A 23207-nucleotide genomic window follows, 5' to 3' on the forward strand; every position below is an offset into this window, starting at 1 on the left:
AGTTGAGTATTCCGTCGGTGTCGGTTCCGTCGTTCACGATTCCGGCGGGGACGGCGGTGGGTGCGTTCAGTCTGCCGCAGTTGAGTATTCCGTCGGTGTCGGTTCCGTCGTTCACGATTCCGGCGGGCACCGCGGTCGGCGGATTCAACCTTCCCGGTCTTACTACACAGCCGATCTTCGTGAACAGCATATCGACCGGCTCGTTCGGCACGCCCACGATAACGACGCCCGACATAGTCGGGCCGAAACTGACAATCCCCGGATTCCACTTACCGTTCCGCCTGTTCCTCCCCAACAACATCGCTGTCTTGCAGACAGGAAACGCAAATCAATATCCGGCGATCGGCAACTTCTACGGCATGCCCGACGCATTCCTGGAAACCGGGGACTTGACCCTCGGACCCATTGGCATCAGCGGCTTCACCATCGGCAGCGCGTCGGTGTCGGGTTTCAACCTCCCCAACTTCACGATTCCCGGCATCGGCATTCCTCCCATCAGCGTCAGCCCCTTCACGCTGCCGGATATCACGACTCCGGCGTTTTCCACGCCGGCGTTGACGGTCGGGCAGATTGGGGTTGGTGCGTTCAGCTTGCCGGATATCACGACTCCGGCGTTTTCTACGCCGGCGTTGACGGTCGGGCAGATTGGGGTTGGCGCGTTCAGCTTGCCGGATATCACGACGCCGGCGTTTTCCACGCCGGCGTTGACGGTCGGGCAGATTGGGGTTGGTGCGTTCAGCTTGCCGGATATCACGACGCCGGCGTTTTCCACGCCGGCGTTGACGGTCGGGCAGATTGGGGTTGGTGCGTTCAGCTTGCCGGATATCACGACGCCGGCGTTCACCACGCCGCCGTTGACCATCAACCCGATCGGCGTCGGAGCGTTCAACCTGCCCGACATCACCACGGCGCCCATCACCATCGCGCCGTTCACCGTGCCGCCCATCGGGTTGAGCAGCTTCACTACGGCGCCGTTCACCATCGGCAGCATTCACATGCCGAGCACCACCGTCGCGGTCGTCGAGATCCCGGGCGGCCCCGGCATTCTCAACTCGAGCACCGCGCCGTCGTCGGGCTTCTTCAACACGGGCGCCGGCGGCAGTTCCGGCTTCGGCAACAACGGTTCCGGCCTGTCGGGGTGGTCCAACACCAACCCGCTCGGCGGACTGACCGGCGGGTCCGGCTACCAGAACTACGGCGGCCTCATCTCGGGCTTCAGCAACCTAGGCGGCGGTGTCTCGGGTCTGCTCAACGTTGGGACGCTGCCGTTCGCCGTGACGAGCGTCGTCTCGGGCGCCCAGAACATCGGCTACGAACTGGCCGGGCTCTTCTTCCGCGACTGATCGGTGGCCGGACACGCAGAGGGGCGCCTAAGCGTCAGTCCTCCTTGGTGATCAGCTTGCGCAGCGCCACGCGGTCGGGCTTCAGCAGATCCTCGATGCGCGGACGGTTGACCTCGGCGACGATGATCTCGCCCACCTCCTGGTTGACCTCGCTGAAGATGCCGTGCGACTTCATCTTCGCGGTCTGGTACAGGTTGTCCTCGGTGGGCGTGACGTAGTACACCGCGTCGGCCTTGAAACGGTTCACGAGCCACAGGTGGATCAACGTCATCAGCCGCTTCTGGCGCAGCTTCTCGGAGAATGTGTTCTGGTCGCGCACGGTGAGGATGCTGCGGCCGTGGCGGTCCTTGATGGGGTCGAAGACCACGTTGGCCAGCTGCTCGTCATCGTTGCCGTGGATCCCGAGCACCAGCACGTCCGAGCCGGCCCGGCGGGGCCGCAACGACACACGCAGCTTCTCGCCGAGGTGGTAGTGCTCGCTCCACAGCGTCAGCCACTCCTCGAGCAGCTTCTTCGGCACCTCGGTCTGCACCAGGTGCTGGTGCTGCGTCGATCCCTTGCCCATGGCCTTGGTGGTGGCCGTCCGTCCCGAGGACGCTGCCAGCGCGGCATCGCTGCGCGGGCCGCCCACCAGCGTTTGCGGTGTGCGGTAAGGGGATTCGACCAGGCGCATCTTGCGCTGCAGGCGGGCCAGCGCCAGCATGCCGTCCTGGCGCAGGGAGGTGGCGAACTCCTCGGCCGCCACGCCGTCGATCTGGTGGCCGCCGTAGGTGATGAAGTTGAAGACGAAGCCCATCTTGCCGAGCTCCTCGGGGAACCGCTTCATCTCCTCGTCGGTCATCCCGGTGGTGTCCCAGTTGAACGACGGCGACAGGTTGTAGGCCAGCATCTGCTCGGGGAACTTGGCGTGGATCGCCTCGGCGAACTGCCGGGCGTCGGCCAGGTCCGCGGTCTTGGTCTCCATCCAGAGGATGTCGGCGAAGGGCGCCGCGGCGAGCGACTTGGCGATCGCGTAGGGAATGCCGCCGCGGATCTGGTAGTAGCCCTCCGGCGTCTTGGCCAGCTCGCAGTCCCAGCCGGGATTGACGCCCAACTCCTTCGCCTTCTCCCGGGCCACGTAGAGCGACGCCGTCGCGGCAAACTTCCGCCACTCGTCGGGGCTCATCGCGGCCGGCTCGTCCTCGCTCTCACCGAAGGCCAGCACCTCGGCGACGGCCTCGCCGTACGTCATCAGGCCGGCGTCGTCCTCCCAGGCCGCCACGAACCGCGACTCCACCTGGTCGAAGAGGTCGTCGATCGACTGGTTGGGATCCTCCCGCCAGTGGTTGACGGCCTCGGAGACCACGCCCAAGATGCCTTGGCGCTCGAGCCAGGCGGTGGCCCCGGCGTACTCGGAGTCCGCCATCGCGTAGAGCAGGTGACCGTTGAGGTCCTTGACCCCCAGCTCGTAGAAGCGCCGGACGAGCGCCAGGAAACACGCCTTGTACGACGGGATGTTGAGGTTCGTGGCGCCCAGCAGGAACGGCTGGTCGCGCTCGTCGGCGCGGCTGTCGATGAGGTTCGCGGCCTCGGCGTCGGTGCGCGCGACGATGATGCCGGGCACCCGCATGACGTCGAGCTGGAAGCGGGCGGCATTGAGGCGCTTGATCTGTTCGTCCGACGGAACCAGGACCTTGCCGCCCTGGTGGCCACACTTCTTGGTGCCCGGCCGCTGGTCCTCGATGTGGTATCCGGGGACACCCACCTCGACGAAGCGGCGAACGAGGTTGCGCACGTGCGGGTCACCGCCGTGGCCGGTGTCGGCGTCGGCGATGATGAACGGCCGAAAGTCGTAGGCCGGCGTCGTGGCGCGCTGCTGCTCACTCATGTGCAGCCGCTGGAAGTGCTGGTTGCGGTCGGCGGTGAGCAGGGCGCGCACCAGCACGGCGGCGTCGTCGGGCACCTGGCTGAGCGGGTAGCTGGCGAGGTCCGGGCCCGGGTCCTCGGTGGTCGAGCCCTTCGCCGAGGTTGCCCACCCGCCGAGGTAGATGCCCTCGATGCCCATCCGCTTCATGCTGACGGCCTGGCCCGGCGAGTACGGCCCGAAGGTGGTGATGCTCTTCTTCGTGGCGAACAGCTCGCGCAGCCGCTCGTAGAACGCGGCCGCGGCGTCGCGCGCCACCGTGTAGTCGGTGGGGATGGTGCCGCGCTGCTCCACCACCTGGCGTGCCGTGTACAGGCGGGTGATGCCCTCGAAGCGCGGGCTGTCGAAGTACCGCTGCGTGGCCGCGAGGTCGTCCTCGAACGATGTTCGGACCTCGGTGTCCTTGTCGATGATGGCCATGGGCTTGTCCGCTCCTATTCAGCACGATTTCCGCTGTTCGCGAGTCTATCCCCGCAGACAATGCCTCCATCAGGGTCAATGGTCCCGAGGCAGGATCGATGCGATGTCGTTCTCAAAACCCCCGGCCAGAGTAAGGTCACGGCCGTGCAGACAAAAGTGCGCTTCGAGCGTTGGTATCTGCCGCTGGCGGTGCCTCTCGGGCTGGGCCCGGAGCGCAGCGAGGTGCGGGTCGAGGATCAGACGCTGCACGTCAAGATGGGCTGGGCGTTCGAGGCCCACATCCCGTTGGCCTCGATTGTCGACGCCCAGCCGACCGACGCCCGCCCGCTGTCCCGCGGGGTGCACCACTCGCGCGGACGCTGGCTGGTCAACGGGTCGGGCCGGGGCCTGGTGGCGTTGACCATCGACCCAGCCGTTCGGGCGAAGTGCTGCGGGGTGTCGGTGTCCGTTCGCGAGCTATGGGTCAGCGTCACCGACCCCGACGCCCTCATCGCCGCCTGCAGCGCGGGCCGCCGCTAGCAGCCAATCGCGTTGGCGCCGAACGAAATCGGCGTCGACGGCCCTCCCGTGGCCCGGGACGTAGACGGCGTCAGGACCGCCGGACGCCAGCACCCGGTCCAGTGTCGCCGGCCAAGCCGCCACGTCGGAGTCGCCGTCGATCGCCGGATCGGCCGACTCCTCGACGAGGTCGCCGGTGAACACCACGACCCGGCCATCGTCCGCGCCGGTGACCACCACGATCAGGTCCGACGCGGTGTGGCCGCGGCCCGGGTGGGAGATGGTCGCGACGGGACCGCCGAGATCGATGACGGCTTCACGGACACCGTGCCGCGGGCCCCGCAGGGCCGCTATCGCGCGGTCGATCTCGGCGGCGTCCGCGCCGTGGCGTAGCGCGTCGGCGCGGACCGCCCCGGTGGCGCTGCTGAGGTAGTCGGACACCTCGGGCGCGCAATAGACCTCGGCCCCGGCGAATGCCGAGGAGCCCAGCACATGGTCGAAGTGCTTGTGCGTCAGCACCACGTGCGTGACCGGGCCTCCCGCGAGCCTCTCGGCGTCGGCGCGGATGGCTTCGGCTTCGGCCAGCGTCGTCCCGGTGTCGACCAGCAGTGCCCCGGAACGACCGCACACGAGGCCCACGCTGACGTCGCAGAAGGCCAGCCGGCAGCGGTGCACGCCGGCGGCCAGCCGCTCCCAGGTCAGGGACACACGAGAAAGTTAGTCTCCGCGCGGCGGTGTGCGACCATCACCCGGTGCGCGCAGTCGTCATCACCAAACACGGCGGACCGTCGGTCCTGCAGGTGCAGGAGCGACCCGACCCGCCGCCCCCGGGTCCCGGCCAGCTGCGGGTCACCGTCCGCGCGGCGGGGGTCAACTTCGCCGATCACCTCGCCCGGGTCGGGCTCTACCCGGACGCCCCGAAACTTCCGGCCGTGGTCGGCTATGAGGTGGCCGGGACCATCGCGGCGGTGGGCCAGGGCGTCGACGCCGGGCGCGTCGGTGAGCGGGTGCTGGCCGGCACCCGGTTCGGCGGCTATGCCGAGACCGTCAACGTCGCGGCCGCCGACGCGGTGACGCTGCCGGACGCGATGAGCTTCGAGGAGGGCGCCGCCGTCCCGGTCAACTACGCGACCGCGTGGGCGGCGCTGCACGGCTACGGGTCGCTGCGTGCCGGCGAACGGGTGCTGGTGCACGCGGCGGCGGGTGGGGTCGGGACGGCGGCCGTCCAGTTCGCCAAGGCCGCCGGGGCGGAGGTGCACGGCACCGCCTCACCGGGCAAGCATCAACGGCTGGCCGAGTTGGGCGTCGACCGGGCGATCGACTACCGGCGCGACCGCTGGTGGGAGGGTCTCGGCGCCTACGACATCGTGCTCGACGCGCTCGGCGGCACGTCGCTGCGACGCTCCTACGCCCTGCTGCGCCCGGGCGGAAGGCTTGTGGCGTACGGCATTTCGAATCTGCAGCACGGCGAGAAGCGTTCACTGCGGGCGGCGGCGCCGCACGCCCTGGCGATGCTGCGCGGGTTCAACCTGATCGACCAGCTCTCGGATTCGAAGGCCGTCATCGGCCTCAACATGCTGCGGTTGTGGGACGACCGCGGCACGCTCGGGCCCTGGATCGCCCCGCTGACCGACGCGCTGCGCGACGGGACGATCTCCCCGATCGTGCACGCGGCCGTCCCGTTCGCCGACGCGCCCGAGGCGCACCGGATCCTGGCCGCGCGCGAGAACGTCGGCAAGGTCGTGCTCGTCCCCTAGGTCGTGGCGCGGCCCGTTTGGGCCGACCCGTCGGAGGATATGTTTGCGGTCATGGCTGTCAAAGAGTCCCGCGAGATCACCATCGAGGCGACGCCCGCCGAGGTGATGGACGTGCTGTTCGACATGGAGTCGCTGCCGGACTGGTCCTCGGTGCACCAAAAGGTCGAGATCCTCGAGCGCGACGACGAGGGCCACCCGACCAAGTCCCGGCAGATCGTCAAGCTGGTCGGCTTCACCGAGGAGCAGGTGCTCTCCTACACCGTGCACGACGACGGGGTGAGCTGGACCCTCGACAGCGCCACCCAGCAACGCACCCAGGACGGCCGGTACACGCTGACCCCCGACGGCGACTCCACCCGGGTTCGTTTCGACCTCACCGTCGACCTGCTGATGCCGGTGCCGGGGTTCCTGGTCAGAAGGGGGGCCAAGAGCCTGATGGACACGGCCACAAAGGGTTTGCGCAAGCGGGTGCTCGAAATGAAAAAGGCGGGCTAGCGCCCTTTTCTCTCGCACCGCGGTCGGCCACACTGGCTGATATGGAGTCGAGCTGATATGGAATCGGCACTTCTGCGCACCGTCTCCGCCCTCGCGGCGGTGGCACTGGCGGCGGCCGGCTGTGGCGGCCACGGCGGAGGTCGCACGACGGCGCCGCAGACACCACAGGTGACGACGGTCGGCCGGACCGTCGCGCAGGCGCCCGCCGACGGGCCGCTGACCATCGGTAGCCCGGCATTTCCCGACGGGGCCCCGATCCCCGCGCAGTACACGTGCAAGGGCGCCGACATCGCGCCGCCGTTGACCTGGTCGGCGCCCCTGGGCGGAGCGCTCGTCGTCGACGACCCGGACGCCGCGCGCGGCCCCTACATTCACTGGATCGTGGTCGGCATTCCCCCGGGCCCGGGCAGCACCGCGGACGGTCAGACCCCGGCGGGCGGCAGCAGCCTGCCCAATTCGGCGGGCTGGACCGGCTACAGCGGACCCTGCCCGCCCGCCGGCACCGGGGTCCATCACTACCGGTTCACCCTCTACCAGCTGCCCGCCACGTTCCAGCTGCCCCCGGGACTCGCCGGTCCGCAAGCGGTGCAGGCGATCACCCGGGCGACGGGGGCGCAGGCCCAGTACACGGGGACATTCGGGGGCTGAGCCCTCACGCCCTGTCGTCGAGGGCCTGATATGCGGCGTTGTAGCCCGGGGTGAAGGTGATGCCAGGGCCGCCATGGCAGCCCGCTCCGCCGAGGTAGAGGCCGTCGACTCCGATCGGCAGGTCGAGAAATCCCTTGGGGCCGGGGCGGTTCGGGCCCATCAGGTCCGGGTGCAGCAACCCGTGGCAGAAGTCGCCGCCGGGTGCCCCGAACATCGTGTTCATGTGGTACGGGGCGAACGTGATGTGGCGGATCACGATGTCTGAGAAGTTCGGCGCGAACCGGGTGATCTTGTCGATGACTCGTTGCGCCATCTCGTTTTTGAGATGTCCGTGCCGGTCGCGGCTCACCTCCACGGGGAACGCGTAGGCGTACGCGCTCGCGGCATGCTTGCCGGGCGGGGCGAGCGTCGGGTCGTGCACGGACGGGATCTGCAAGCCCATCGAGGGATTGTCGGGCACGAGGCCCCGCCGGCAGTTCTCCCATTGGCGTTGCTGCTCTTCCGGCGAGCCGAAGATGCCCACCGACTGCTGCATGCCGGCCTCGTTGAGAAACTCGTAGGGCGGGGCGAATTCCGGCAGCCCGTCGAGCGCGAAGTGCATTTGTACGAACGACGCCCGGTGGTCGCGGCCGGACAGCCGCGAGAGCAGTTGCGCGGGAACGTGTTCCGGGGCGATGAAGTCGTTGAGCGTGACGTCCGGCGCTAGGTTGGACACCACGATGGGCGCGCTCACCGTGGACCCGTCGCGCAGCCGCACGCCGGTCACCGCCGCCCGGTCCACCAGGATCTGCTCGACCTTCGCCCGGTATCGCAGCTCGCCGCCGAGGGAGACGAAGAGTCCGCGCAGGTGCTCGGTGAGCGCGCCGATTCCGCCCACGAGCTTGGTCATCATCGCCGTGCCGTCGTCGGGCACGGCGAGGGCGAACGCCAGGCACGTCGCGCTGCCCGGGGTGTACGGGCCGCGGTAGGTCGAGTTGACGGCCAGGAACGCGAGCATCCCGCGCATCACCGCGTGCTTCTCCTTGTCCGGCAGAAAGCGGTCGATCGGGTCCATCGCCGAGCCGAACAGCATCTCGTGGATCGCCCTCCGTTCGGCCTCATTGGTTGCGCAGGCGTACATCTCGTCGAGCGTCTTGGGCGGCTTGCGGACGTCGAAGCGGCCGAGCGCGCGGGCGGGTCCCTGGCTCCATGCGATGAGTTCGGCCATGCCAGTGACGGCCTCGACGCCGTGTCGCTCACCCAGGTGCGTCATGAGCCGCATCGGGTCGCGGTAGAAGATCATCGGCTCCTCGCCGGACTCGCCGATGTTGGTCGACATGACCTCCGGGTCGACCGTCGGCAGCGTGTCGAGTTCGAGTTCGCGGGTGATGGCGCTTGCCGTGGGGAACTGCACCGAACCGGCGATCTCGTAGCGGAAGCCGTCGATCAGTTCGACGGTCGCGGCCATGCCCCCGGCGTAGGTGTTGGCCTCCAGGCACACGGTGCGCAGGCCCGCCCGCTGCAGGATGACCGCCGCCGTCAGCCCGTTGTGCCCGGCTCCCACCACGATCGCGTCGTAATCCGTCATCGCTCGCCTCCTGTCAGACGCGGCCCAGAATATGTCAGTACTGACACAATGGGAAGATGCCGTTCGTGACCAGCCCGACCAACCGCCACGAGCAGCGCCGCCGGTCGACGCACGAGGCCCTGCGCCAGGCGGCGCTGAAGTGTTTCGCGCGCAAGGGATTCGCCAATGCGACGGTCACCGAGTTGGCCCGCGAGGCCGGCGTCACCGAACGCACCTTCTTCCGCCACTTCCCCACCAAGGAGGCAGTGCTGTTCTCGGACTACGAGACGCAACTGGAGTGGCTCGCCGACGCGCTCGCGCGGCGCCCGGCCGGGGAGTCGCTGTTCGACGCGGTGCAGGCCAGCGTCGCCGCCTTCCCCCACGACCTGGAGGTGGTGCGGCAGGCCGCGACCGCGCGCGCCGAGTTGATCAGCGCTGACCGCATCGCGGGCCACCTCCGGGTGGTGCAGTCGTCGTTCGCGCGGGTGCTCACCGACTTCGTCCGGCAGCGCAACGCGGACACGCCGAATGTCGAACTCCTGGCCGAGGTCGCGGGCTCGGCGCTGGCCGCCGCGCTCGTCGTCGCGGTGGAGGACTGGGGCCGCGACGGCTGCGTCGGCGACCTCGGCGAGCGCGTCGCCGCGAGCCTGAATCTGGTCCGGTCCGGACTGGCGCCGCTCGCCTAAGCGGTGGCCGTGCGGGTGGCGAGCCGCAGAAGCCCCTCGCGGAGCTTTCGGTCGCGCTTGCCGGCGGCGAGTTCGATCAGGGCGATCTCGGCGACCGCCGCGACGAGCAGAGTCGCGATCGGCTCCGGGGGCGCCCATCCGAGCGCAACGAGGTCGGGCACCACCAGCGTGGCCGAACTCTCGTTGCGCGCGGCGACGAGATCGCTCAGCCCGGCCTCGGTGCGCGACTGCACCAGCAATGCCTTGGTCGCCGGCTGGGCGAGGCAACCGTCGAGGTAGGCATTCATGCCCGCCTCGAGCCGCTCGCGACCGGGCGGGCGGCCGGCCATCGCACCGGAGATGGCCTCGCCGAGCTGATCGTGGAAGCGGTCGTGCAGGGCCCGGACGTAGTGCTCCCGGCTCGGCCAGTGCTGGTAGAAGCTGCCCTTGGCCATGCCCGCTTCGGCGACGATCGCGTTGACCGACACCCGAGCGAGATCGGCTGCGCCGAGCAGGCGTTCACCGGCGTCGAGCAGCGCGTTGCGTCCGGGCTCCCGCGGCCTCACCGCCGGCCGGCCTTCCGTTGGCTGCGGCGGGCCAGCATCTCGCCGTACTGCTCGCAGACGTGGATCACCCCCGTGAGCTGATAGGTGATCCAGCCCTTGTGGGTGGACGGCAGGTTCTTCTCGAACAACCGATGGCCCAGGATCTGCAGGGTCCATCCGCTGACGAACATCGGGCCGCCGATCCGCGGTTTCGCGAACAGCAACGGCAGTCCCGCCGCGATGATCGGGGTCCCTACGAGGTGCGCCACCCGCACCCCGGTCGACGTGTGTTGCGTGCGGTAATACGCCATCTTGTCGGCGAACGGCGCTTCGGGCGGCGGCGCTTGCGGCATCTCGATCCTCTCCTTGTGGCGGCGGTTCTCGAGTTGTACGGTAAGGGATGACCGACCAGTCGGTCAACCGCGAGAGGAGTTGCGATGATAACCATTCCCACCCGGGCGGGCCGCGTCGCCGTCAACGAATCGGGCAGCGGCCCAACAATTCTGCTCTTGCACGCGACGCTGCACGACCGGCACGACTTCGACCCCGTCGTCGAGGCGCTGGCCCGTCACTACCGCACGATCGCGGTCGATTGGCCCGGGCACGGAGACTCCGACCCGGTCGATGCCACCCTGGAGGCGAGCGCGCCGCTGTTCGCCGACGTCCTCGAAGACGTCGTCGACGGGCTCGGCCTTTCGCGCGTCATGCTGATCGGCAACTCGGTGGGCGGGTTTGCCGCCGCGCGGCTGGCGATCACCCGTCCGGACAGCGTGGCCGGGCTGGTGCTGGTCAATTCGGGTGGCTTCGTGCCGTGGAATGCCCTGTCGCGTGGACTCTGCCGGGTGCTCGGCACCCCCGCGATGTTCCGCCGCGCGGCTCCCCTGCTGGTCCGCGGATACATGAAGGCCAAGACGGACAGCGATCGCGCGATCGCCGAACGCGCGATCGCCAAGGCCAGGACACCCGACGGCATCCGCACGGGCACCGCCCTGTGGCGGAGCTTTGCCGGACCCGGCCACGACCTGCGCGAGCGCGCCGCCGAGCTGACCGCGCCCACGCTCATCGTGTGGGGCAAGAACGACATCGCGATCCCGCTCAGTGCCGGGCGCGCCACCCACGAGGCAATTCCCGGTTCCCGGCTCGAGATACTCGACACCGGGCACGTGGTGTTCTCGTCGGATCCGGCCGGCTTTCTGGCTGCCGCCGAACCGTTCTTGCAGTCGGTTCATCTGCGGCGGTGAGCGCCACCGGCGTCAGTGTCGCTGAATGTATCTGTAGTGCAGGGGGTTTTCACATTCCGTGTGCGCTCGACACCGCCGCCTCGACGAAGCGGCGCAGCGCCGCGTTGCGAGGCCGCGGCAAAAAAGCAAGCGAGACTGGACTTTTGGGGGCTCCGCGCAGCGCGATGAAACGCACGCCGGGATGGATGTTGCGCCGGACGGCGACGTCGGGGATCACGCCGACGCCACGGTCCGCGGCCACCGACTCGATCCACTCGTCGAAATTCGACGTCTCCACGATCGTCTTCGGTCCCTCCCCCGCGGGCCACGACCACGGTCCGGTGGTGCCGCTCGCGGTGTTGACCACCAGCGGCCATCGCGGGATCTCCGCCCAGTCCAGCTCCGCCTCGTCGGCCAGCGTGCAATGGACCGAGCAGACCGCCACGCGTGACTCGTCGAAGAGGTGCACCACCCGCACGGCGGTGGACGACACGCTCCCCCGCAGCACCGCGACGTCGACCTTGCTTTGCTGCACGGCGCCGAGCACATCATCCGTGCGGACCAGGCTCACCGTGCTGCCGGTGGCGTTCTCGAACCGGGCGACGGTGTCCTGCGCCCACGGGTCGGGCAAGAGCCAGCTGAATCCCAAGCGGAGGCTCGATCGCCGGCGAACGGCGTCGAAGCCGCGGTCCAGTTCGGCGAGTACCCGCTCGACGTGGTCGAGGAAGGCGCGCCCGGCGGCGGTCACCTCGACGTGGCGCGAACTGCGGTCGAGCAGCGTGGTTCCGAGCGCGTCCTCGAGTTGCTGAACGGTGCGGGTCAGCGCGGGCTGAGTGATGCGGAGTTCCTCGGCGGCACGGGTGAACGACTGCAGCCGGGCCACCGCCTCGAAAGCGCGCAGGTGCCGCAATTCCACCCGGCCGGTGGCCAGCTCGCCCATGCCTGGCAAGCATAGATGCATCAAGGCAGGCATTTCACAGCGCCTCGGCGCGGGCCTAGCGTCGTCGGTAGGCAAGCAACCAAGCGCAGGAACGCGGAGGAACGAGGAAAGATGCCCCTTCTATACATCGACCTCATCGAGGGCCGGACGCCGGCGCAGGTCCAGGTGCTCCTGGACGCGGTTCACGACGCCGTGGTGGAGGCGTTCGGGGTACCGCCGCGCGATCGGTATCAGGTCGTGCGCACCCACCCCGCCCACGAGATCGTCGCCCTGGACACCGGTCTCGGCATCGAGCGATCGCCCGAGCTCGTCGTCATCCACGTGGTGAGCCGGCGGCGCGCCCGCGACATGAAGGAACAGTTCTTCAAACTGCTGGCGGCCAACCTCGCCGACCGCTGCGGGCTCGACCCCGCCGACCTCATCGTCGCGGTCTCCGAAAACGGCGACGACGACTGGTCTTTCGGCCACGGCCGCGCGCAGTTCCTCACCGGGGAGCTCACATGAGGACCCGATTGACCGAGCGGTTCGGCGTCCAGCACCCGATCGTGCTCGCGCCGATGGCCGGGGTCTCCGGCGGCCGGCTGGCGGCGGCGGTGACCTCGGCGGGCGGCCTGGGTCTGATCGGCGGTGGTTACGGCGACGCCGAATGGCTCGGCCGGGAACTGGAGCACGCGGACGGGTCGAAGGTCGGGATCGGCTTCATCAGCTGGAGCCTCGCCCGTCAGCCCGACCTGCTGGACCAGGCGCTGGCCCGCCGGCCGGCCGCGGTCATGCTGTCGTTCGGCGACCTGACGCCGTTCGCGGCGCAAATTCGGGCGGCCGGCGTTCCCCTGATCGCTCAGGTGCAGACCCTGGGCCACGCCGCGCTCGCCGTGGATGCCGGCGCGGACGTCATCGTGGCGCAGGGCGGCGAGGCGGGTGGGCACGGAATGAACGTCCGGTCGACGTTCACCCTGGTGCCCGACGTCGTCGACCTCGTCGCCGAACGCTCGCCGGACACGCTGGTGCTCGCCGCCGGTGGCGTGGCCGACGGCCGCGGGCTGGCGGCCGCGCTGGCGCTCGGCGCCGACGGCGCCGTCGTGGGCACCAGGTTCTGGGCGGCGGCGGAGGCCCTGGTGTCGCCCCGGGCGCACGAGCGGGCCATCCGGGCCGGCGGAGACGACACGTTCCGCACCCGGGTGTACGACGTTGTCCGCCAACAGGATTGGCCGGCCGAATACAACGAGCGGGCGCTGGGCAACCCGTTCCTGGACACCTGGCACGGCAACGACACCGGGCTGCTCGCGTCGTTGCCGCAGGTCGTCGCCGACTACCAGAAAGCCGTCGCCGCAGAAGATTTCGATGCCGCCGCCATACTCGTCGGCGAGGGAATCGGACGCGTCCGCGACGTCCGTCCCGCCGCCGACATCGTCGCCGACATGGCCCGGCAGGCCGCGGCCATTCTTCGAACCGACCCCTGAGCTGCATCGACCGGCCGGCCACCTAGACAGCGGCGGCGAGTATCTGGTTTCCTCAAACCGGTAACGGCGTTCCCGGGGCAGGAGTTCACAGATGGCCCGACTCGAGGTACCGGACGGTCCCGGCGGCGAGGCCGCGATGATCTGGACCCTCCGGCCGCAACTCGGCGGCATGGTCGAGCGGATGATCCGCGGCGCATACGAGCAGAGCATCCTGCCCGCCGAGGAGCGGGAGCTGGCCAGGATGCGCATCGCCGAAATCAACGACTGCACCGCCTGTTCGGGGTTCCGCGCCCGATCGGTTCTCGACGCCGGGGTCGCCCCGGAGCTCTACGACAACGTCGCCGCATACGCCAGCTACCCCGGCTACACACCCCGCCAGCGGTTGGCGATCGAGTACGCCGAGCGCTTCGCGACCGACCACGCATCGATGGACGACGCCTTCTTCGAACGGCTGCGCGCGTCGTTTTCCGACGAGGAAATTCTGGACCTGACGCTGTGCGTCGCCGTCTTTCTCGGGCTGGGACGCTCGCTGTCGGTGCTGGGAGTCGACCAGTCGTGCGCGATCGACCTGTGACGCACGCCGATGGATAGGGCCTCGGTCGACGAGTTGCTGACCACCACCCGCGCGGTGCGCAAACGCCTCGACCTGACCCGGCCGGTCGGTCGTGACGTGATCCTGGAGTGCATCCGGCTGGCGATGCAGGCCCCGACGGCCAGCAACGCGCAGAATTGGCGCTGGCTCGTGATCACCGATGCCGACAAGCGCGACGCGATCGCCGACATCTACCGCAGCATCGGGGCCCAGTATCTGGCGCAGCTCGCGCACAGCGAATCCGATCCGCAGACCCGGCGCGTCTACGACGGCGCCCTGGCCCTGACGGACACCCTCGGCCAGGTACCGGTGCATGTGATCCCCTGCCTGACGGCCCGCATCGACAACTCCGACCTGCTGACGGCCGCGTCGGCGTGGGCGTCGATCATTCCCGCCGGGTGGAGCTTCCTGCTCGCACTGCGCTCGCGCGGGCTGGGATCCGTCTGGACCACAATGCATTTGGCGAAGGAACGCGAGGTGGCCGAGCTGCTCGGCATCCCCGAGACCGCCACGCAGGCCGCGCTGTTCCCGGTGGCCTACACGATCGGCACCGACTTCCGACCGGCCGTGCGGCCACCCGCGGAAACCGTCACCTACTGGGACAGGTGGGGAGGGTGCTGATGCAGTCCTACACCGTGCGGTTCCACGTCGACGCGCCACCCCGGCGCGTGTGGCGGGTGCTGCATCCGCCGGTGCCGCCCAACGCGCCGCGGCCCCGGGTCCTGACCTGGCCCGGCGGCAGCATGGAGATCCTCAACGAGGGCGACGAAGCCGGCGAGGGGCTGGTGCGCACCTGCCTGTACGAAGTGCCCAAGTACCTGCTGACGCGGGGCAAGGCGCGGTCGTGGGAGACGGTCGTCGAGGCCAAGATCAACAAGCTGTCGCGGTACGTGGCAGTCGGTGCGCCGCTGTGGTCGCGCGCCGAGGGCTACCACGAGCTCGAGGAGCAGCCCGACGGCACGACCGTGCTCACCTTCCACGAGACCTATCATGCCTACAACCCGGTGCTGCGCTTCTTCCTCGAGCGCCGGGTGCACGCGAGGATCTCGCGCGACAACCTCAAGACGTACGAGCACGCGCTCGGCTACGCCGGCAAGGTGCGCCGGCTGGATTAGCCCCGGGCCCTCTTTGGCCGCGAGCGTGCGCAGATGCACGCGGATCGCGGCGTGTCGGCGTGCAAACACGCACGCTCGCGCCGACGACCTCGCCGACTCAGACCATTGCGGCGATCAGAGCCAGGACGGCCGCGCATCCGGCCAGCACCGCCCCGAGCACGGCCAGCGACCCGAGCGCCGTCAAACGGTCTTCGCGACTGGCTTCCTTGTCGACGAAGGTGTTGAGGCTGCTCGGCATGCGGCGAAAGACGTCGGACCACGCCACCCGGGAGCCGGCTCGCCTGATCCCGGTGGGGTCTTCCTCCGTGCGGTGATGCGGCGCGACTCCGGCACCGTTCGCGTATGCCACCAACCCGACCACAAGCAACGCGATGCACAGCAGGACGAGGACCAGAGCAATCCACAGCATGCGGGTGGGATAACCCGTCCGTCACCGGCAGAAACGGCGGGTTGAACCAGAACAGCATCGAGGCGTTCGCGTCCCGGTACGCTGGTGGCTTATGTGGTCGAAGGCAACACTCGTGGCACGCACGGTCGCCGCCGGCCTGGTGGTGGCGGGTTGGGGCGCGTCGGCGGCGATTGCGGGGGCCGACCCCGACCCCGCACCGGGCCCCAGTCCTTCCCCCGCTCCGGCGGCGTCTCCCGCGCCGGCAGCGTCGGCTTCCAAGACCACGATGGACCATGACGGCACCTACGCGGTCGGCTCGGACATTGCGCCCGGCATCTACTCCACGGCGGGGCCCGTGGGCAACGGAACGTGCTACTGGAAGCGGTCGGGCAACCCGGACGGCGAAACCATCGACAATTCCCTGAGCAAGAAGCCGCAGGTGGTGCAGATCGAGGCGACGGACAAGTCGTTCAAGACCACGGGCTGTCAGCCCTGGCAGCTGACCCCCGACGCCGCGCTGCCCCCGAGCACCCCGCCGGGCAATGTGCAGGGCACGCTGGGGATCCTCAACGGGCTGCTCGGCGGCCAGAACGGCCAGCACTGACCGGAATCGCTCGTCGTGCCCGCTGAACAACAGGTCGTCGTGGTGGGCGCCGGCGTCAGCGGTCTGACGTCGGCCGTGCTCCTGGCCGAGGCCGGCTGGCAAGTGCGGGTGTGGGCCGCGGCGACGCCGCGGCAAACCACCTCCGCCGTCGCGGGCGCGGTCTGGGCTCCCCCGCGCCCGGGCTCGGCGCAGACCCTGGCCTGGAGCGAGCACTCCCTGCAGGTCTTTCGTGAACTCTCCCGCGACCCCGCGACCGGCGTGCGGATGGCACCGGCGCTGGTTGTTGGGGAAATCCTTGAGGCCGACGCGTATTCGGCCGCGGTGGACATCATCCCCGACCTGCGCCCGGCCGACCCCGTGGACGGAGCCGAAGCCGCCTTTCACGCGACCCTGCCGATGATCGACATGCCCCACTACCTCGACTACCTGATGCGGCGCGCGGCGGCCGTCGGTGTGGGCATCGAGTCGCGGCGCGTGGGGTCCCTCGACGAGGCCGCGGACGCTGCGCCGATCGTGGTCAATTGCGCCGGGCTCGGCGCGGGGGCACTGGCCGGTGACGACACCGTGCGGCCGATGTTCGGCCAGCACGTCGTGCTGACCAACCCCGGTCTGACGCAGCTCTACGTGGAGATGCATCAAGGCGACGAATGGGTCTGCTACTTCCCGCATCCGCAGCGCGTGGTGTGCGGGGGGATTCGGATTGAAAACCGCTGGGACACGCGCGCCGACGACGACGTCAGCGAGCGCATCCTGCGGCGGGCCCGCGAGGTCGAGCCGCGGCTCGGCGAGGCGCGGGTCATCGAGACGATGACGGGCCTGCGGCCCTATCGCCCGTCGGTCCGCGTGGCGGCGGAGCCGCTCGGAAGTGTTGCCTGCGTGCATAACTACGGTCACGGCGGCAACGGCGTCACGTTGTCGTGGGGCTGCGCCCGGGATGTCCTAGGCCTGGTCGACGGACTCCGGACGTGAGCATCGACTACGCGGTCCGTCGGCACATCGCGACCGTCACGATCAACCGTCCCGAGACCCGCAACTCGCTCGACATGGAACACTTCCGCGACCTCGCACAGGCCTGGGCGGCCGTCGGCGACGACGACGGCGCCTGGGTCGCGGTCATCACCGGTGTCGGACAAGACTTCTGCACCGGCGCGGACCTCAAGAAGTTCATCCCGGAACTCACCGGCGAGCTGCCCCAGCCGCGCGGGTGGAACAAGATCGACGCCATTCACGCCGTCCTGCACCGGTTTCCGGTGTACAAGCCGATTGTCGCCGCAGTGAACGGCACGTGTGTCGCGGGCGGATTCGAGATGCTCACGAACACCGATATCCGGGTCGCCGTGCCCGAGGCGCGATTCGCGGTGATGGAACCCAAGCGCGGCCTGTTCGCCGGCGGTGGAAGCACCGTGCGGCTCCCGCGCCAGATGCCCTACCCGCTGGCGATGGAGTTCTTACTGACCGCGGACATGGTGGACGCCGAGCGGGCGCTGGCCATGGGCCTGATCAACCAAATGGTGCCGAGGGACCGGCTGATGGACGTGGCGTACGACTACGCCGAGCGGATCGCGGCCAACGCGCCGCTGGCGGTGTTCGCGACGAAGCAGTCGGCTGTCGAAGGTTTGGCGCTCGACCTGGAGTCGGCATACGACAACGAAACCCGGCACAGCGACCGCATTTTCGAAACCGAGGACGCCGAGGAGGGGCCCCGCGCGTTCGCCGAGAAGCGGCCGCCCCGATGGCGGGGCCGCTGACTTCGGTTAGGCGCGGCGGCGGCTGACGTCGCGGATGATCAGCGACAGCACCCAGCTCACGATCGACAGCGCGATCGCGGCCCAGATCGCCGTCCACCAGAAGTGGTCGATCGCCAGGCCCCAGTGCGTGGTGTGGGCCGTGATCCGGGCGGTGATCCACAGCATCAGCGCGTTGACGACGACGTGGAACAGCCCGAGGGTGAGAATGTAGAGCGGAATCGACAGGAACTGCACGACCGGCTTGATGAACGCGTTCACCAGGCCGAAGATGACCGCGACGACGAAGATGATGCCGGCCCTCTCGAGCTTGGTGTCACCGCCGACGAAGCTGATCCCGTGGACGAAGAGCGTGACCAGCCACAGCGCGAAGCCGGTCAGCGCGGCTCGAAGCAGGAAAGGGCCCATGCCGACAGATCCTGCCATTCGGTCCGCGAGAACGTGAGGGTCGCTCAGTTCAGGTTGTAAAAGCGCTGCGCGTTGAGGCCGCCGATCTTCGCGCGGGCGTCCTCGCTGATGTCGTCGCGGGTGCGCAGGTGCTTGGTGCTCTCGGGCCACTCGCCGTCCCAATGCGGGTAGTCGCTGGCGAACATGATGAAGTCGGCGCCGAGCACGTCGATCACCCCCGGCAGGATCGGCTCCTCGGGTTCGCACGTCACCCAGATGTTGCCCGCGGCCAGGTACTCGTGCGGGTCGCGTCGCCACCCGCGCTCCACCCAGTCCCCCCGCTTCTCGTAGTGCTCGTGCAGGCGGTCGATGAAGAACGGGACCCACCCGGCGCCCGCCTCGAGGAAGGCGACACGCAACTGCGGGTGCCGCTCGAACACGCCCCCGGTCACCAGCGCGGTCATCGCCGTCATCTGGTCGAACGGAAAGCTGATGCAGTGCACCTGGATGTAGTTGGTGAAGCGGTCCACGCCGATCTTGGGCAGGTGGATGCCGGGGGCGCCGTGGACTCCCAGCGGCATGCCGAGGTCGACCGCGGCGGCGTAGAAGGGGTCGAGGTCAGGGTGGTCGAGGTTGCGGGTCTTCAGCGCCGGCGGGACGAGCGTCGCCACCAGGCCGAGTTCCTTGGCCTCGGTCATGACGTCGATCGCCGCCTGGCCATGCTCGATCGGGGTAACGGCCACGCCTCGGAGCCGACCACCGGACGAGGCGCAGTAATCGGCGATCCACTCGTTGTAGAGCCGCGCGAACCCCGCTGCGAACTCGGGGTCTTCGAGCGTCGGCGTGCACAACCCCATGCTCGGGTAGAGCACCATCGTGTCGATATGGTCGCGGTCGGCGTCGCCCAGTACCCCCTCGGGCGTCCGGCAGTTGATGTCGGGTGCCTTGCTGATCCCGTGCTCGGGCGGGCAGCCGGCTCCCGGACCTTCATCCTCCGGGTAGTTGCGGCCCTCGAACCTCAACCTCAGCCGCCCGTCGGTGCTGGGTTGGACGTGGTCGGGCCACCGCTTGATCGCTTCGACCACCAACGAGGCGTTTTCGGCAACGTGTCCATCGGCGTCGATGATCCGCATATTTCCGGAACTTACTCTCGCGTCGCGGCGTCCGGTACTGCACGATGCTGACGTGACCACTCAACGTCCCCGGAACAAGTTGACCGCCGACCAGCGGAACTCATTCGTCGCCGCGTTGCTGGGCTGGACGATGGATGCGTTCGATTACTTCATCGTGGTGCTGGTCTACGCAGACATCGCGAAGACGTTCCATATCAGCAAGGCGGAGGTCGCGTTCGTCACGACCGCCACCCTCTTCATGCGCCCGGTCGGCGCCTTGATATTCGGGCTGTGGGCCGACCGCGTCGGCCGGCGACTGCCGCTGATGGTGGACGTTATCTTCTACTCGGTCGTCGGGTTCCTGTGCGCCTTCGCGCCGAACTTCACCGTCCTGCTCATCCTGCGACTGCTGTACGGCATCGGCATGGGTGGCGAATGGGGGCTGGGCGCCGCGCTCGCCATGGAGAAGGTGCCGGTCGAGCGGCGGGGATTCTTTTCCGGGCTGCTGCAGGAGGGCTACGCATTCGGCTATCTGCTCGCCAGCGTTGCGTCTTTGGTGGTGATGAACTGGCTGGGTCTGTCGTGGCGCTGGCTTTTCGGGCTGAGCATCATCCCTGCGCTCGTCAGCCTGATCATCCGCTACCGCGTCGAGGAGTCCGAGGTGTGGGAGGCCGCCCAGGATCGAATGAAGTTGACCAGCACCAGGATTCGCGATGTGCTCCGCGACCCGGCGATCATCCGCCGCTTTGTCTACCTGATCCTGCTGATGACCGCCTTCAACTGGATGAGCCACGGCACCCAGGACGTCTACCCGACGTTCCTGACGTCGACCACAAACCACGGGGCCGGACTCAATAGCGTGACCGTCAAGTGGATCGTGATCGTTTACAACATCGGAGCCATCATCGGTGGCTTGGTTTTCGGGAGCCTGTCGCAGCGGTTCGGCCGCCGCCACACCATCATCTTCTGCGCGCTGCTGGGACTACCGATTGTGCCGATGTTCGCGTATTCGCACAGCGCGGCGATGCTGTGCCTGGGTTCGTTTCTGATGCAGGTGTGCGTTCAAGGGGCGTGGGGCGTGATCCCTGCCCATTTGACCGAGATGTCGCCGGATGCCATCCGCGGCCTGTATCCGGGCGTGACGTACCAGTTGGGCAACCTGTTGGCCGCCTTCAATTTGCCGATTCAGGAGCACCTGGCCGAGACGCACGGCTATCCCTTCGCGCTGGCGGCGACGATCGTGCCGGTGTTGATCGCTGTCGCGTTTCTGACTCTGATCGGTAAGGACGCCACGGGGATTCACTTCGGTAGCGCCGAATCCTCGTTCCTGCCATCGCAAGCCAAATAGGGGGGGGCCAAGCTTACTCCGGCGCAGCGTCAATCGCGTTCGCTCAGTGCGCGCCGCAGCAGATGCATCGCCACGGTCGTCGAGCGCTCTCGGACGTCCGACCGGTTGCCGGGCAGGCGCAGCGTTCGGGTGTCTGTCCTGCCGTCGGCGAGCATGATGCTGAAACACACTGTCCCGACCGGCTTTTCGGGCGTTCCGCCTCCCGGGCCGGCGATCCCGGTGATCGCGACGGCGGTGTCGGCCCCAAAGCGGCTCAAAGCGCCCCGTGCCATCGCCTCGGCGACCGGCTCGGACACGGCGCCGTGCTGCTCGATGAGTGCGGCGTCGACGCCGAGGACGTCCGCCTTCGCCTCGTTGGAGTACGACACCACGCCGCCCATCACGTAATCGGAGGAGCCGGCCCGGTCGGTGAGCCGCGCCGCCAGCAGTCCCGCCGTGCAGGATTCGGCCGTCGCGATCCGTCGCCCGGCCAGCAGTTGTGCGACGAGATCGTCGATGCGCGAGCCGTCCTCGGAGAAAATCTGCTGGCCGTGCTTGTCGCGCATCAATTGGGTCAACTCGGCGTAGGCGTCGGCCGCGTCGGGCTCGTAGCGCGTCACCATCTCGATCTCGCCGCGCCGCAGGCAGGTGGTGATCTCAAGGCGGTCGAAGCCGGGGACCGACTTCTCGGCGTCGCGCAGCGATTCGGCCAGACCGGACTCCGGCAGCCCGAACATGCGAATGGTCTTCTGCTCGTATGTCGTTCGGCCGGCGATGGCCTGCAGAGCGGCCTGCGTCTGAATTGCCCTCTGCCACATGGGCTGGAGTTCGCGCGGCGGACCGGGGAGCACGATGACCGCCGGCTTGCCGGGAACAACGACGCCGGGCGCGGTGCCCACCGGGTCGAGCACCTCAGCGCCGTCGGGGATCATCGCCTGCTTGCGGTTGGCCGCCCGGATGGAGTCGAAATTGCCCGGGTCGAACGCGGGATTGCGCGCCATCAGCCGCTTGAGGATGTTGGCGATCTTCTCCTCGGTTTCGGCGTCGAGGATCAGCTCGCGCCCGGCGAAGCGGGCGACCACCTCGACGGTCATATCGTCGGCGGTGGGCCCGAGGCCGCCGCTGGTGACGATCAGGTCGACGCCCTCGTCCGCGAGGAAGCGCAGCTGCGCCTCGATGTCTTGCGGGCGGTCGCCGCAGATGGTGATGTGGGCCAGCTCGACACCCAACTCCAGCAGCCGGTCGGCGATCCAGGGGCCATTCGCGTCCTGCACGCGCCCGGTGAGGACCTCGGTTCCGGTGACGACGATGCCCGCGCGTGCGCTCACCGGCACGAGCCTACTGGGGTGCTCGAGATGTCGTTATGGCAGCTGATGCGTGGTGCCGGGCTGGCCGTTGGTCGGCGGCGGCGGTCCACTACCCGCCCCGGCGAGGCCCGCCGCCCCCGCAATGGCGTTCGCCGGGTAGACGAAGGCGGAGGCGTCGCCGCCGTTGCCGCCGCCGCCACCCTTGAAGCCGCCGTCGCCGCCGTTGGCGCCCGTGCCGCCGGTGGCGAGGCCGTTCCCGTAATTGAATGCGGACCCGCCGGACCCGCCGCCCCCGGCGAAGATGACGGCAGTACCGCCGTGACCGCCGTCGCCGCCGGTGGCGTTGCCCGTGGCGCCGTGCGCGTCGATGGTCGCGCTACCGCCGCCGCCGCCGATTCCGCCGATGACGACGAGGTCGTTGTACGCCGCGCCGCCGTCTCCGCCCCTGCCGCCGGTGATGCTGTGCGTGTTGGCAGCGTTATTGATCTCCACGCCACCGCCGTCGCCACCGCTGCCCCCAATGCCGCCGCTGGTGGGGTCGCCGCTGCTGCCGCCGTGGCCGCCGTTGGCCGCGACGACGTTTCCGGTTCCGGCGGTGTACGCGTAGCCACCGGAACTTCCCGAGCCGCCGTCTCCGCTCGTTCCGCCGCCCACGCCACCGTTGGCGCCGGCTCCTCCGTTGCCGGCGGTCGCGGTACCCGACGAGGTGGTGTTGAAGATGCGCGCGTCGCCGCCGTGGCCGCCCGAACCACCGGCTCCGCTGGGGGTGGTGGCGGTGCCGTTGGCGCCGGCGACACCATTGGCGCCGTCGTGGCCGATGGCGTTGCCGGTTCCGAAGCTTTGCGCGTCACCGCCTTGGCCGCCAGAGCCGCCGTTAACGCCCACGCCCCCGGCGCCGGGGGCGCCACCGAGGGCGTCTCCAGCACCGTCGTTGCGCGCACTACCGCCGGTCCCGCCGATGCCGCCCGTGCCGCCGTGGTCGGTGGTCAGGTTACCCGGGTCGGTGGCATCGCCGCCTTTGCCGCCGGTGCCGCCGACAGCGTTATGCGTTGAGGAGCTGCTGGCGATATAGGCGTCGTCACCGCTGCCCCCAGTGGCGCCGCTGGCTGGGTCGCCGCCGTGGCCGCCCGAACCCCCGGCTCCGCTGGGGGTGGTGGCGGTGCCGGTGGCGCCGGCGACACCATTGGCGC

At 69.0% G+C, this 23207-nt stretch carries 25 protein-coding genes and 2 pseudogenes; 16 read left to right on the forward strand and 11 right to left on the reverse strand.

The window, feature by feature from the left end:
- Positions 1 to 1343, forward strand: a pseudogene (locus tag GPY60_RS23395) (PPE family protein); the annotation flags it as partial.
- Positions 1344 to 1377: 34 nt separating this feature from the next.
- On the opposite strand, the gene aceA reads toward GPY60_RS23395, so the two are convergent.
- Positions 1378 to 3666, reverse strand: a complete 2289-nt coding sequence (aceA, locus tag GPY60_RS23400) for an isocitrate lyase ICL2 (protein WP_156690082.1) — start codon at positions 3664 to 3666, stop codon at positions 1378 to 1380.
- A gap of 144 nt (positions 3667 to 3810) precedes the next feature.
- On the opposite strand from aceA, the gene GPY60_RS23405 reads away from it, so the two are divergent.
- On the forward strand, positions 3811 to 4185 hold the full coding sequence (locus GPY60_RS23405) for a hypothetical protein (protein WP_156690083.1): 375 nt from the start codon (positions 3811 to 3813) through the stop codon (positions 4183 to 4185).
- On the opposite strand, the gene GPY60_RS23410 is transcribed toward GPY60_RS23405, so the two are convergent.
- Entirely contained in the window at positions 4123 to 4872 is a 750-nt protein-coding gene (locus GPY60_RS23410) for an MBL fold metallo-hydrolase (protein ID WP_156690084.1), read from the reverse strand. The two genes, GPY60_RS23405 and GPY60_RS23410, sit on opposite strands and share 63 nt — an antisense overlap.
- 44 nt (positions 4873 to 4916) lie before the next feature.
- Between GPY60_RS23410 and GPY60_RS23415 the strand changes: the two genes are divergently transcribed.
- The 3 genes from GPY60_RS23415 to GPY60_RS23425 are packed head-to-tail and all read left to right on the forward strand — an operon-like array spanning position 4917 to position 7064.
- On the forward strand, positions 4917 to 5921 hold the full coding sequence (locus GPY60_RS23415; RefSeq protein WP_156690085.1) for a zinc-binding dehydrogenase: 1005 nt from the start codon (positions 4917 to 4919) through the stop codon (positions 5919 to 5921).
- Positions 5922 to 5972: 51 nt separating this feature from the next.
- Entirely contained in the window at positions 5973 to 6416 is a 444-nt protein-coding gene (locus GPY60_RS23420; protein WP_156690086.1) for an SRPBCC family protein, read from the forward strand.
- Positions 6417 to 6473: 57 nt separating this feature from the next.
- Positions 6474 to 7064, forward strand: coding sequence for a YbhB/YbcL family Raf kinase inhibitor-like protein (locus GPY60_RS23425; RefSeq protein ID WP_156690087.1), 591 nt, complete (start codon positions 6474 to 6476; stop codon positions 7062 to 7064).
- Positions 7065 to 7068: 4 nt separating this feature from the next.
- Here the strand turns inward: GPY60_RS23425 and GPY60_RS23430 are convergent, their stop codons facing one another.
- Positions 7069 to 8631 (reverse strand): phytoene desaturase family protein, encoded by a 1563-nt coding sequence (locus GPY60_RS23430; protein ID WP_156690088.1) that lies wholly within the window; start codon positions 8629 to 8631, stop codon positions 7069 to 7071.
- Positions 8632 to 8696: 65 nt separating this feature from the next.
- Here GPY60_RS23430 and GPY60_RS23435 point away from each other — a divergent pair, with 65 nt between their 5' ends.
- Positions 8697 to 9296: a TetR/AcrR family transcriptional regulator gene (locus tag GPY60_RS23435; protein ID WP_156690105.1), complete on the forward strand. Its 600-nt coding sequence runs from the start codon at positions 8697 to 8699 to the stop codon at positions 9294 to 9296.
- Here the strand turns inward: GPY60_RS23435 and GPY60_RS23440 are convergent.
- Both GPY60_RS23440 and GPY60_RS23445 read right to left on the reverse strand, forming a co-directional pair.
- Positions 9293 to 9841, reverse strand: coding sequence for a TetR/AcrR family transcriptional regulator (locus tag GPY60_RS23440; RefSeq protein ID WP_156690089.1), 549 nt, complete (start codon positions 9839 to 9841; stop codon positions 9293 to 9295). The two genes, GPY60_RS23435 and GPY60_RS23440, sit on opposite strands and share 4 nt — an antisense overlap.
- Positions 9838 to 10173, reverse strand: coding sequence for a DUF962 domain-containing protein (locus GPY60_RS23445; protein ID WP_156690090.1), 336 nt, complete (start codon positions 10171 to 10173; stop codon positions 9838 to 9840). The genes GPY60_RS23440 and GPY60_RS23445 overlap by 4 nt, the downstream gene beginning before the upstream one ends.
- A gap of 84 nt (positions 10174 to 10257) precedes the next feature.
- On the opposite strand from GPY60_RS23445, the gene GPY60_RS23450 reads away from it, so the two are divergent.
- Positions 10258 to 11061, forward strand: coding sequence for an alpha/beta fold hydrolase (locus GPY60_RS23450; RefSeq protein ID WP_156690091.1), 804 nt, complete (start codon positions 10258 to 10260; stop codon positions 11059 to 11061).
- Positions 11062 to 11110: 49 nt separating this feature from the next.
- On the opposite strand, the gene GPY60_RS23455 is transcribed toward GPY60_RS23450, so the two are convergent.
- Complete coding sequence (locus GPY60_RS23455) at positions 11111 to 11980, reverse strand: LysR family transcriptional regulator (protein WP_197283802.1); 870 nt, start codon at positions 11978 to 11980, stop codon at positions 11111 to 11113.
- A 111-nt stretch (positions 11981 to 12091) separates the two neighbouring features.
- Here GPY60_RS23455 and GPY60_RS23460 point away from each other — a divergent pair, with 111 nt between their 5' ends.
- The 5 genes from GPY60_RS23460 to GPY60_RS23480 all read left to right on the forward strand — a co-directional run bounded on the left by GPY60_RS23460 (position 12092) and on the right by GPY60_RS23480 (position 15147).
- Positions 12092 to 12484: a tautomerase family protein gene (locus GPY60_RS23460; RefSeq protein WP_156690092.1), complete on the forward strand. Its 393-nt coding sequence runs from the start codon at positions 12092 to 12094 to the stop codon at positions 12482 to 12484.
- Positions 12481 to 13440 (forward strand): NAD(P)H-dependent flavin oxidoreductase, encoded by a 960-nt coding sequence (locus tag GPY60_RS23465; RefSeq protein WP_156690093.1) that lies wholly within the window; start codon positions 12481 to 12483, stop codon positions 13438 to 13440. The genes GPY60_RS23460 and GPY60_RS23465 overlap by 4 nt, the downstream gene beginning before the upstream one ends.
- Positions 13441 to 13531: 91 nt before the next feature.
- Positions 13532 to 14014, forward strand: a complete 483-nt coding sequence (locus tag GPY60_RS23470) for a carboxymuconolactone decarboxylase family protein (RefSeq protein ID WP_156690094.1) — start codon at positions 13532 to 13534, stop codon at positions 14012 to 14014.
- A 9-nt stretch (positions 14015 to 14023) separates the two neighbouring features.
- Positions 14024 to 14653, forward strand: coding sequence for a nitroreductase family protein (locus GPY60_RS23475; RefSeq protein WP_156690095.1), 630 nt, complete (start codon positions 14024 to 14026; stop codon positions 14651 to 14653).
- Positions 14653 to 15147, forward strand: coding sequence for an SRPBCC family protein (locus GPY60_RS23480; protein WP_156690096.1), 495 nt, complete (start codon positions 14653 to 14655; stop codon positions 15145 to 15147). The genes GPY60_RS23475 and GPY60_RS23480 overlap by 1 nt, the downstream gene beginning before the upstream one ends.
- A 97-nt stretch (positions 15148 to 15244) precedes the next feature.
- On the opposite strand, the gene GPY60_RS23485 is transcribed toward GPY60_RS23480, so the two are convergent.
- Complete coding sequence (locus GPY60_RS23485; RefSeq protein ID WP_156690097.1) at positions 15245 to 15556, reverse strand: hypothetical protein; 312 nt, start codon at positions 15554 to 15556, stop codon at positions 15245 to 15247.
- 91 nt (positions 15557 to 15647) lie between these two features.
- Between GPY60_RS23485 and GPY60_RS23490 the strand changes: the two genes are divergently transcribed.
- Genes GPY60_RS23490 through GPY60_RS23500 form a run of 3 tightly spaced genes read left to right on the forward strand, consistent with a single transcriptional unit; the run spans position 15648 to position 17887 of the window.
- Entirely contained in the window at positions 15648 to 16139 is a 492-nt protein-coding gene (locus GPY60_RS23490; RefSeq protein ID WP_156690098.1) for a hypothetical protein, read from the forward strand.
- A 15-nt stretch (positions 16140 to 16154) separates the two neighbouring features.
- On the forward strand, positions 16155 to 17108 hold the full coding sequence (locus tag GPY60_RS23495) for an FAD-dependent oxidoreductase (RefSeq protein WP_156690099.1): 954 nt from the start codon (positions 16155 to 16157) through the stop codon (positions 17106 to 17108).
- Positions 17105 to 17887, forward strand: a complete 783-nt coding sequence (locus GPY60_RS23500; protein WP_156690100.1) for an enoyl-CoA hydratase/isomerase family protein — start codon at positions 17105 to 17107, stop codon at positions 17885 to 17887. Before GPY60_RS23495 ends, GPY60_RS23500 begins: the two co-directional genes overlap by 4 nt.
- Before the next feature lie 6 nt (positions 17888 to 17893).
- On the opposite strand, the gene GPY60_RS23505 is transcribed toward GPY60_RS23500, so the two are convergent.
- Positions 17894 to 18292: a phage holin family protein gene (locus GPY60_RS23505; protein WP_156690101.1), complete on the reverse strand. Its 399-nt coding sequence runs from the start codon at positions 18290 to 18292 to the stop codon at positions 17894 to 17896.
- A 44-nt stretch (positions 18293 to 18336) separates the two neighbouring features.
- Positions 18337 to 19404 carry an amidohydrolase family protein gene (locus tag GPY60_RS23510; RefSeq protein WP_156690102.1) on the reverse strand — a complete coding sequence of 356 codons (1068 nt, stop codon included), beginning with the start codon at positions 19402 to 19404 and terminating at the stop codon, positions 18337 to 18339.
- Between GPY60_RS23510 and GPY60_RS23515 the strand changes: the two genes are divergently transcribed.
- Positions 19394 to 20731, forward strand: coding sequence for a sialate:H+ symport family MFS transporter (locus tag GPY60_RS23515; protein WP_255457258.1), 1338 nt, complete (start codon positions 19394 to 19396; stop codon positions 20729 to 20731). The genes GPY60_RS23510 and GPY60_RS23515 overlap by 11 nt on opposite strands.
- A gap of 29 nt (positions 20732 to 20760) precedes the next feature.
- Here the strand turns inward: GPY60_RS23515 and GPY60_RS23520 are convergent, their stop codons facing one another.
- Together GPY60_RS23520 and GPY60_RS26735 are read right to left on the reverse strand one after the other, a co-directional pair.
- Positions 20761 to 22044 (reverse strand): competence/damage-inducible protein A, encoded by a 1284-nt coding sequence (locus GPY60_RS23520; RefSeq protein ID WP_156690104.1) that lies wholly within the window; start codon positions 22042 to 22044, stop codon positions 20761 to 20763.
- 27 nt (positions 22045 to 22071) lie between these two features.
- A pseudogene (locus tag GPY60_RS26735) lies at positions 22072 to 23207 on the reverse strand (PE-PGRS family protein); the annotation flags it as partial.

This window comes from Mycobacterium sp. Marseille-P9652 (assembly GCF_902652685.1).
Classification (GTDB): domain Bacteria; phylum Actinomycetota; class Actinomycetes; order Mycobacteriales; family Mycobacteriaceae; genus Mycobacterium.

Coding starts and splice junctions, on each gene's coding strand:
- GPY60_RS23485 (WP_156690097.1), bottom strand. CDS start 15,556: ATGCTGTGGATTGCTCTGGTCCTCGTCCTGCTGTGCATCGCGTTGCTT.
- GPY60_RS23445 (WP_156690090.1), bottom strand. CDS start 10,173: ATGCCGCAAGCGCCGCCGCCCGAAGCGCCGTTCGCCGACAAGATGGCG.
- GPY60_RS23465 (WP_156690093.1), top strand. CDS start 12,481: ATGAGGACCCGATTGACCGAGCGGTTCGGCGTCCAGCACCCGATCGTG.
- GPY60_RS23490 (WP_156690098.1), top strand. CDS start 15,648: ATGTGGTCGAAGGCAACACTCGTGGCACGCACGGTCGCCGCCGGCCTG.
- GPY60_RS23515 (WP_255457258.1), top strand. CDS start 19,394: ATGATCCGCATATTTCCGGAACTTACTCTCGCGTCGCGGCGTCCGGTA.
- GPY60_RS23475 (WP_156690095.1), top strand. CDS start 14,024: ATGGATAGGGCCTCGGTCGACGAGTTGCTGACCACCACCCGCGCGGTG.
- GPY60_RS23430 (WP_156690088.1), bottom strand. CDS start 8,631: ATGACGGATTACGACGCGATCGTGGTGGGAGCCGGGCACAACGGGCTG.
- GPY60_RS23470 (WP_156690094.1), top strand. CDS start 13,532: ATGGCCCGACTCGAGGTACCGGACGGTCCCGGCGGCGAGGCCGCGATG.
- GPY60_RS23505 (WP_156690101.1), bottom strand. CDS start 18,292: ATGGGCCCTTTCCTGCTTCGAGCCGCGCTGACCGGCTTCGCGCTGTGG.
- GPY60_RS23510 (WP_156690102.1), bottom strand. CDS start 19,404: ATGCGGATCATCGACGCCGATGGACACGTTGCCGAAAACGCCTCGTTG.
- aceA (WP_156690082.1), bottom strand. CDS start 3,666: ATGGCCATCATCGACAAGGACACCGAGGTCCGAACATCGTTCGAGGAC.
- GPY60_RS23425 (WP_156690087.1), top strand. CDS start 6,474: ATGGAATCGGCACTTCTGCGCACCGTCTCCGCCCTCGCGGCGGTGGCA.
- GPY60_RS23480 (WP_156690096.1), top strand. CDS start 14,653: ATGCAGTCCTACACCGTGCGGTTCCACGTCGACGCGCCACCCCGGCGC.
- GPY60_RS23460 (WP_156690092.1), top strand. CDS start 12,092: ATGCCCCTTCTATACATCGACCTCATCGAGGGCCGGACGCCGGCGCAG.
- GPY60_RS23455 (WP_197283802.1), bottom strand. CDS start 11,980: ATGGGCGAGCTGGCCACCGGCCGGGTGGAATTGCGGCACCTGCGCGCT.
- GPY60_RS23450 (WP_156690091.1), top strand. CDS start 10,258: ATGATAACCATTCCCACCCGGGCGGGCCGCGTCGCCGTCAACGAATCG.
- GPY60_RS23420 (WP_156690086.1), top strand. CDS start 5,973: ATGGCTGTCAAAGAGTCCCGCGAGATCACCATCGAGGCGACGCCCGCC.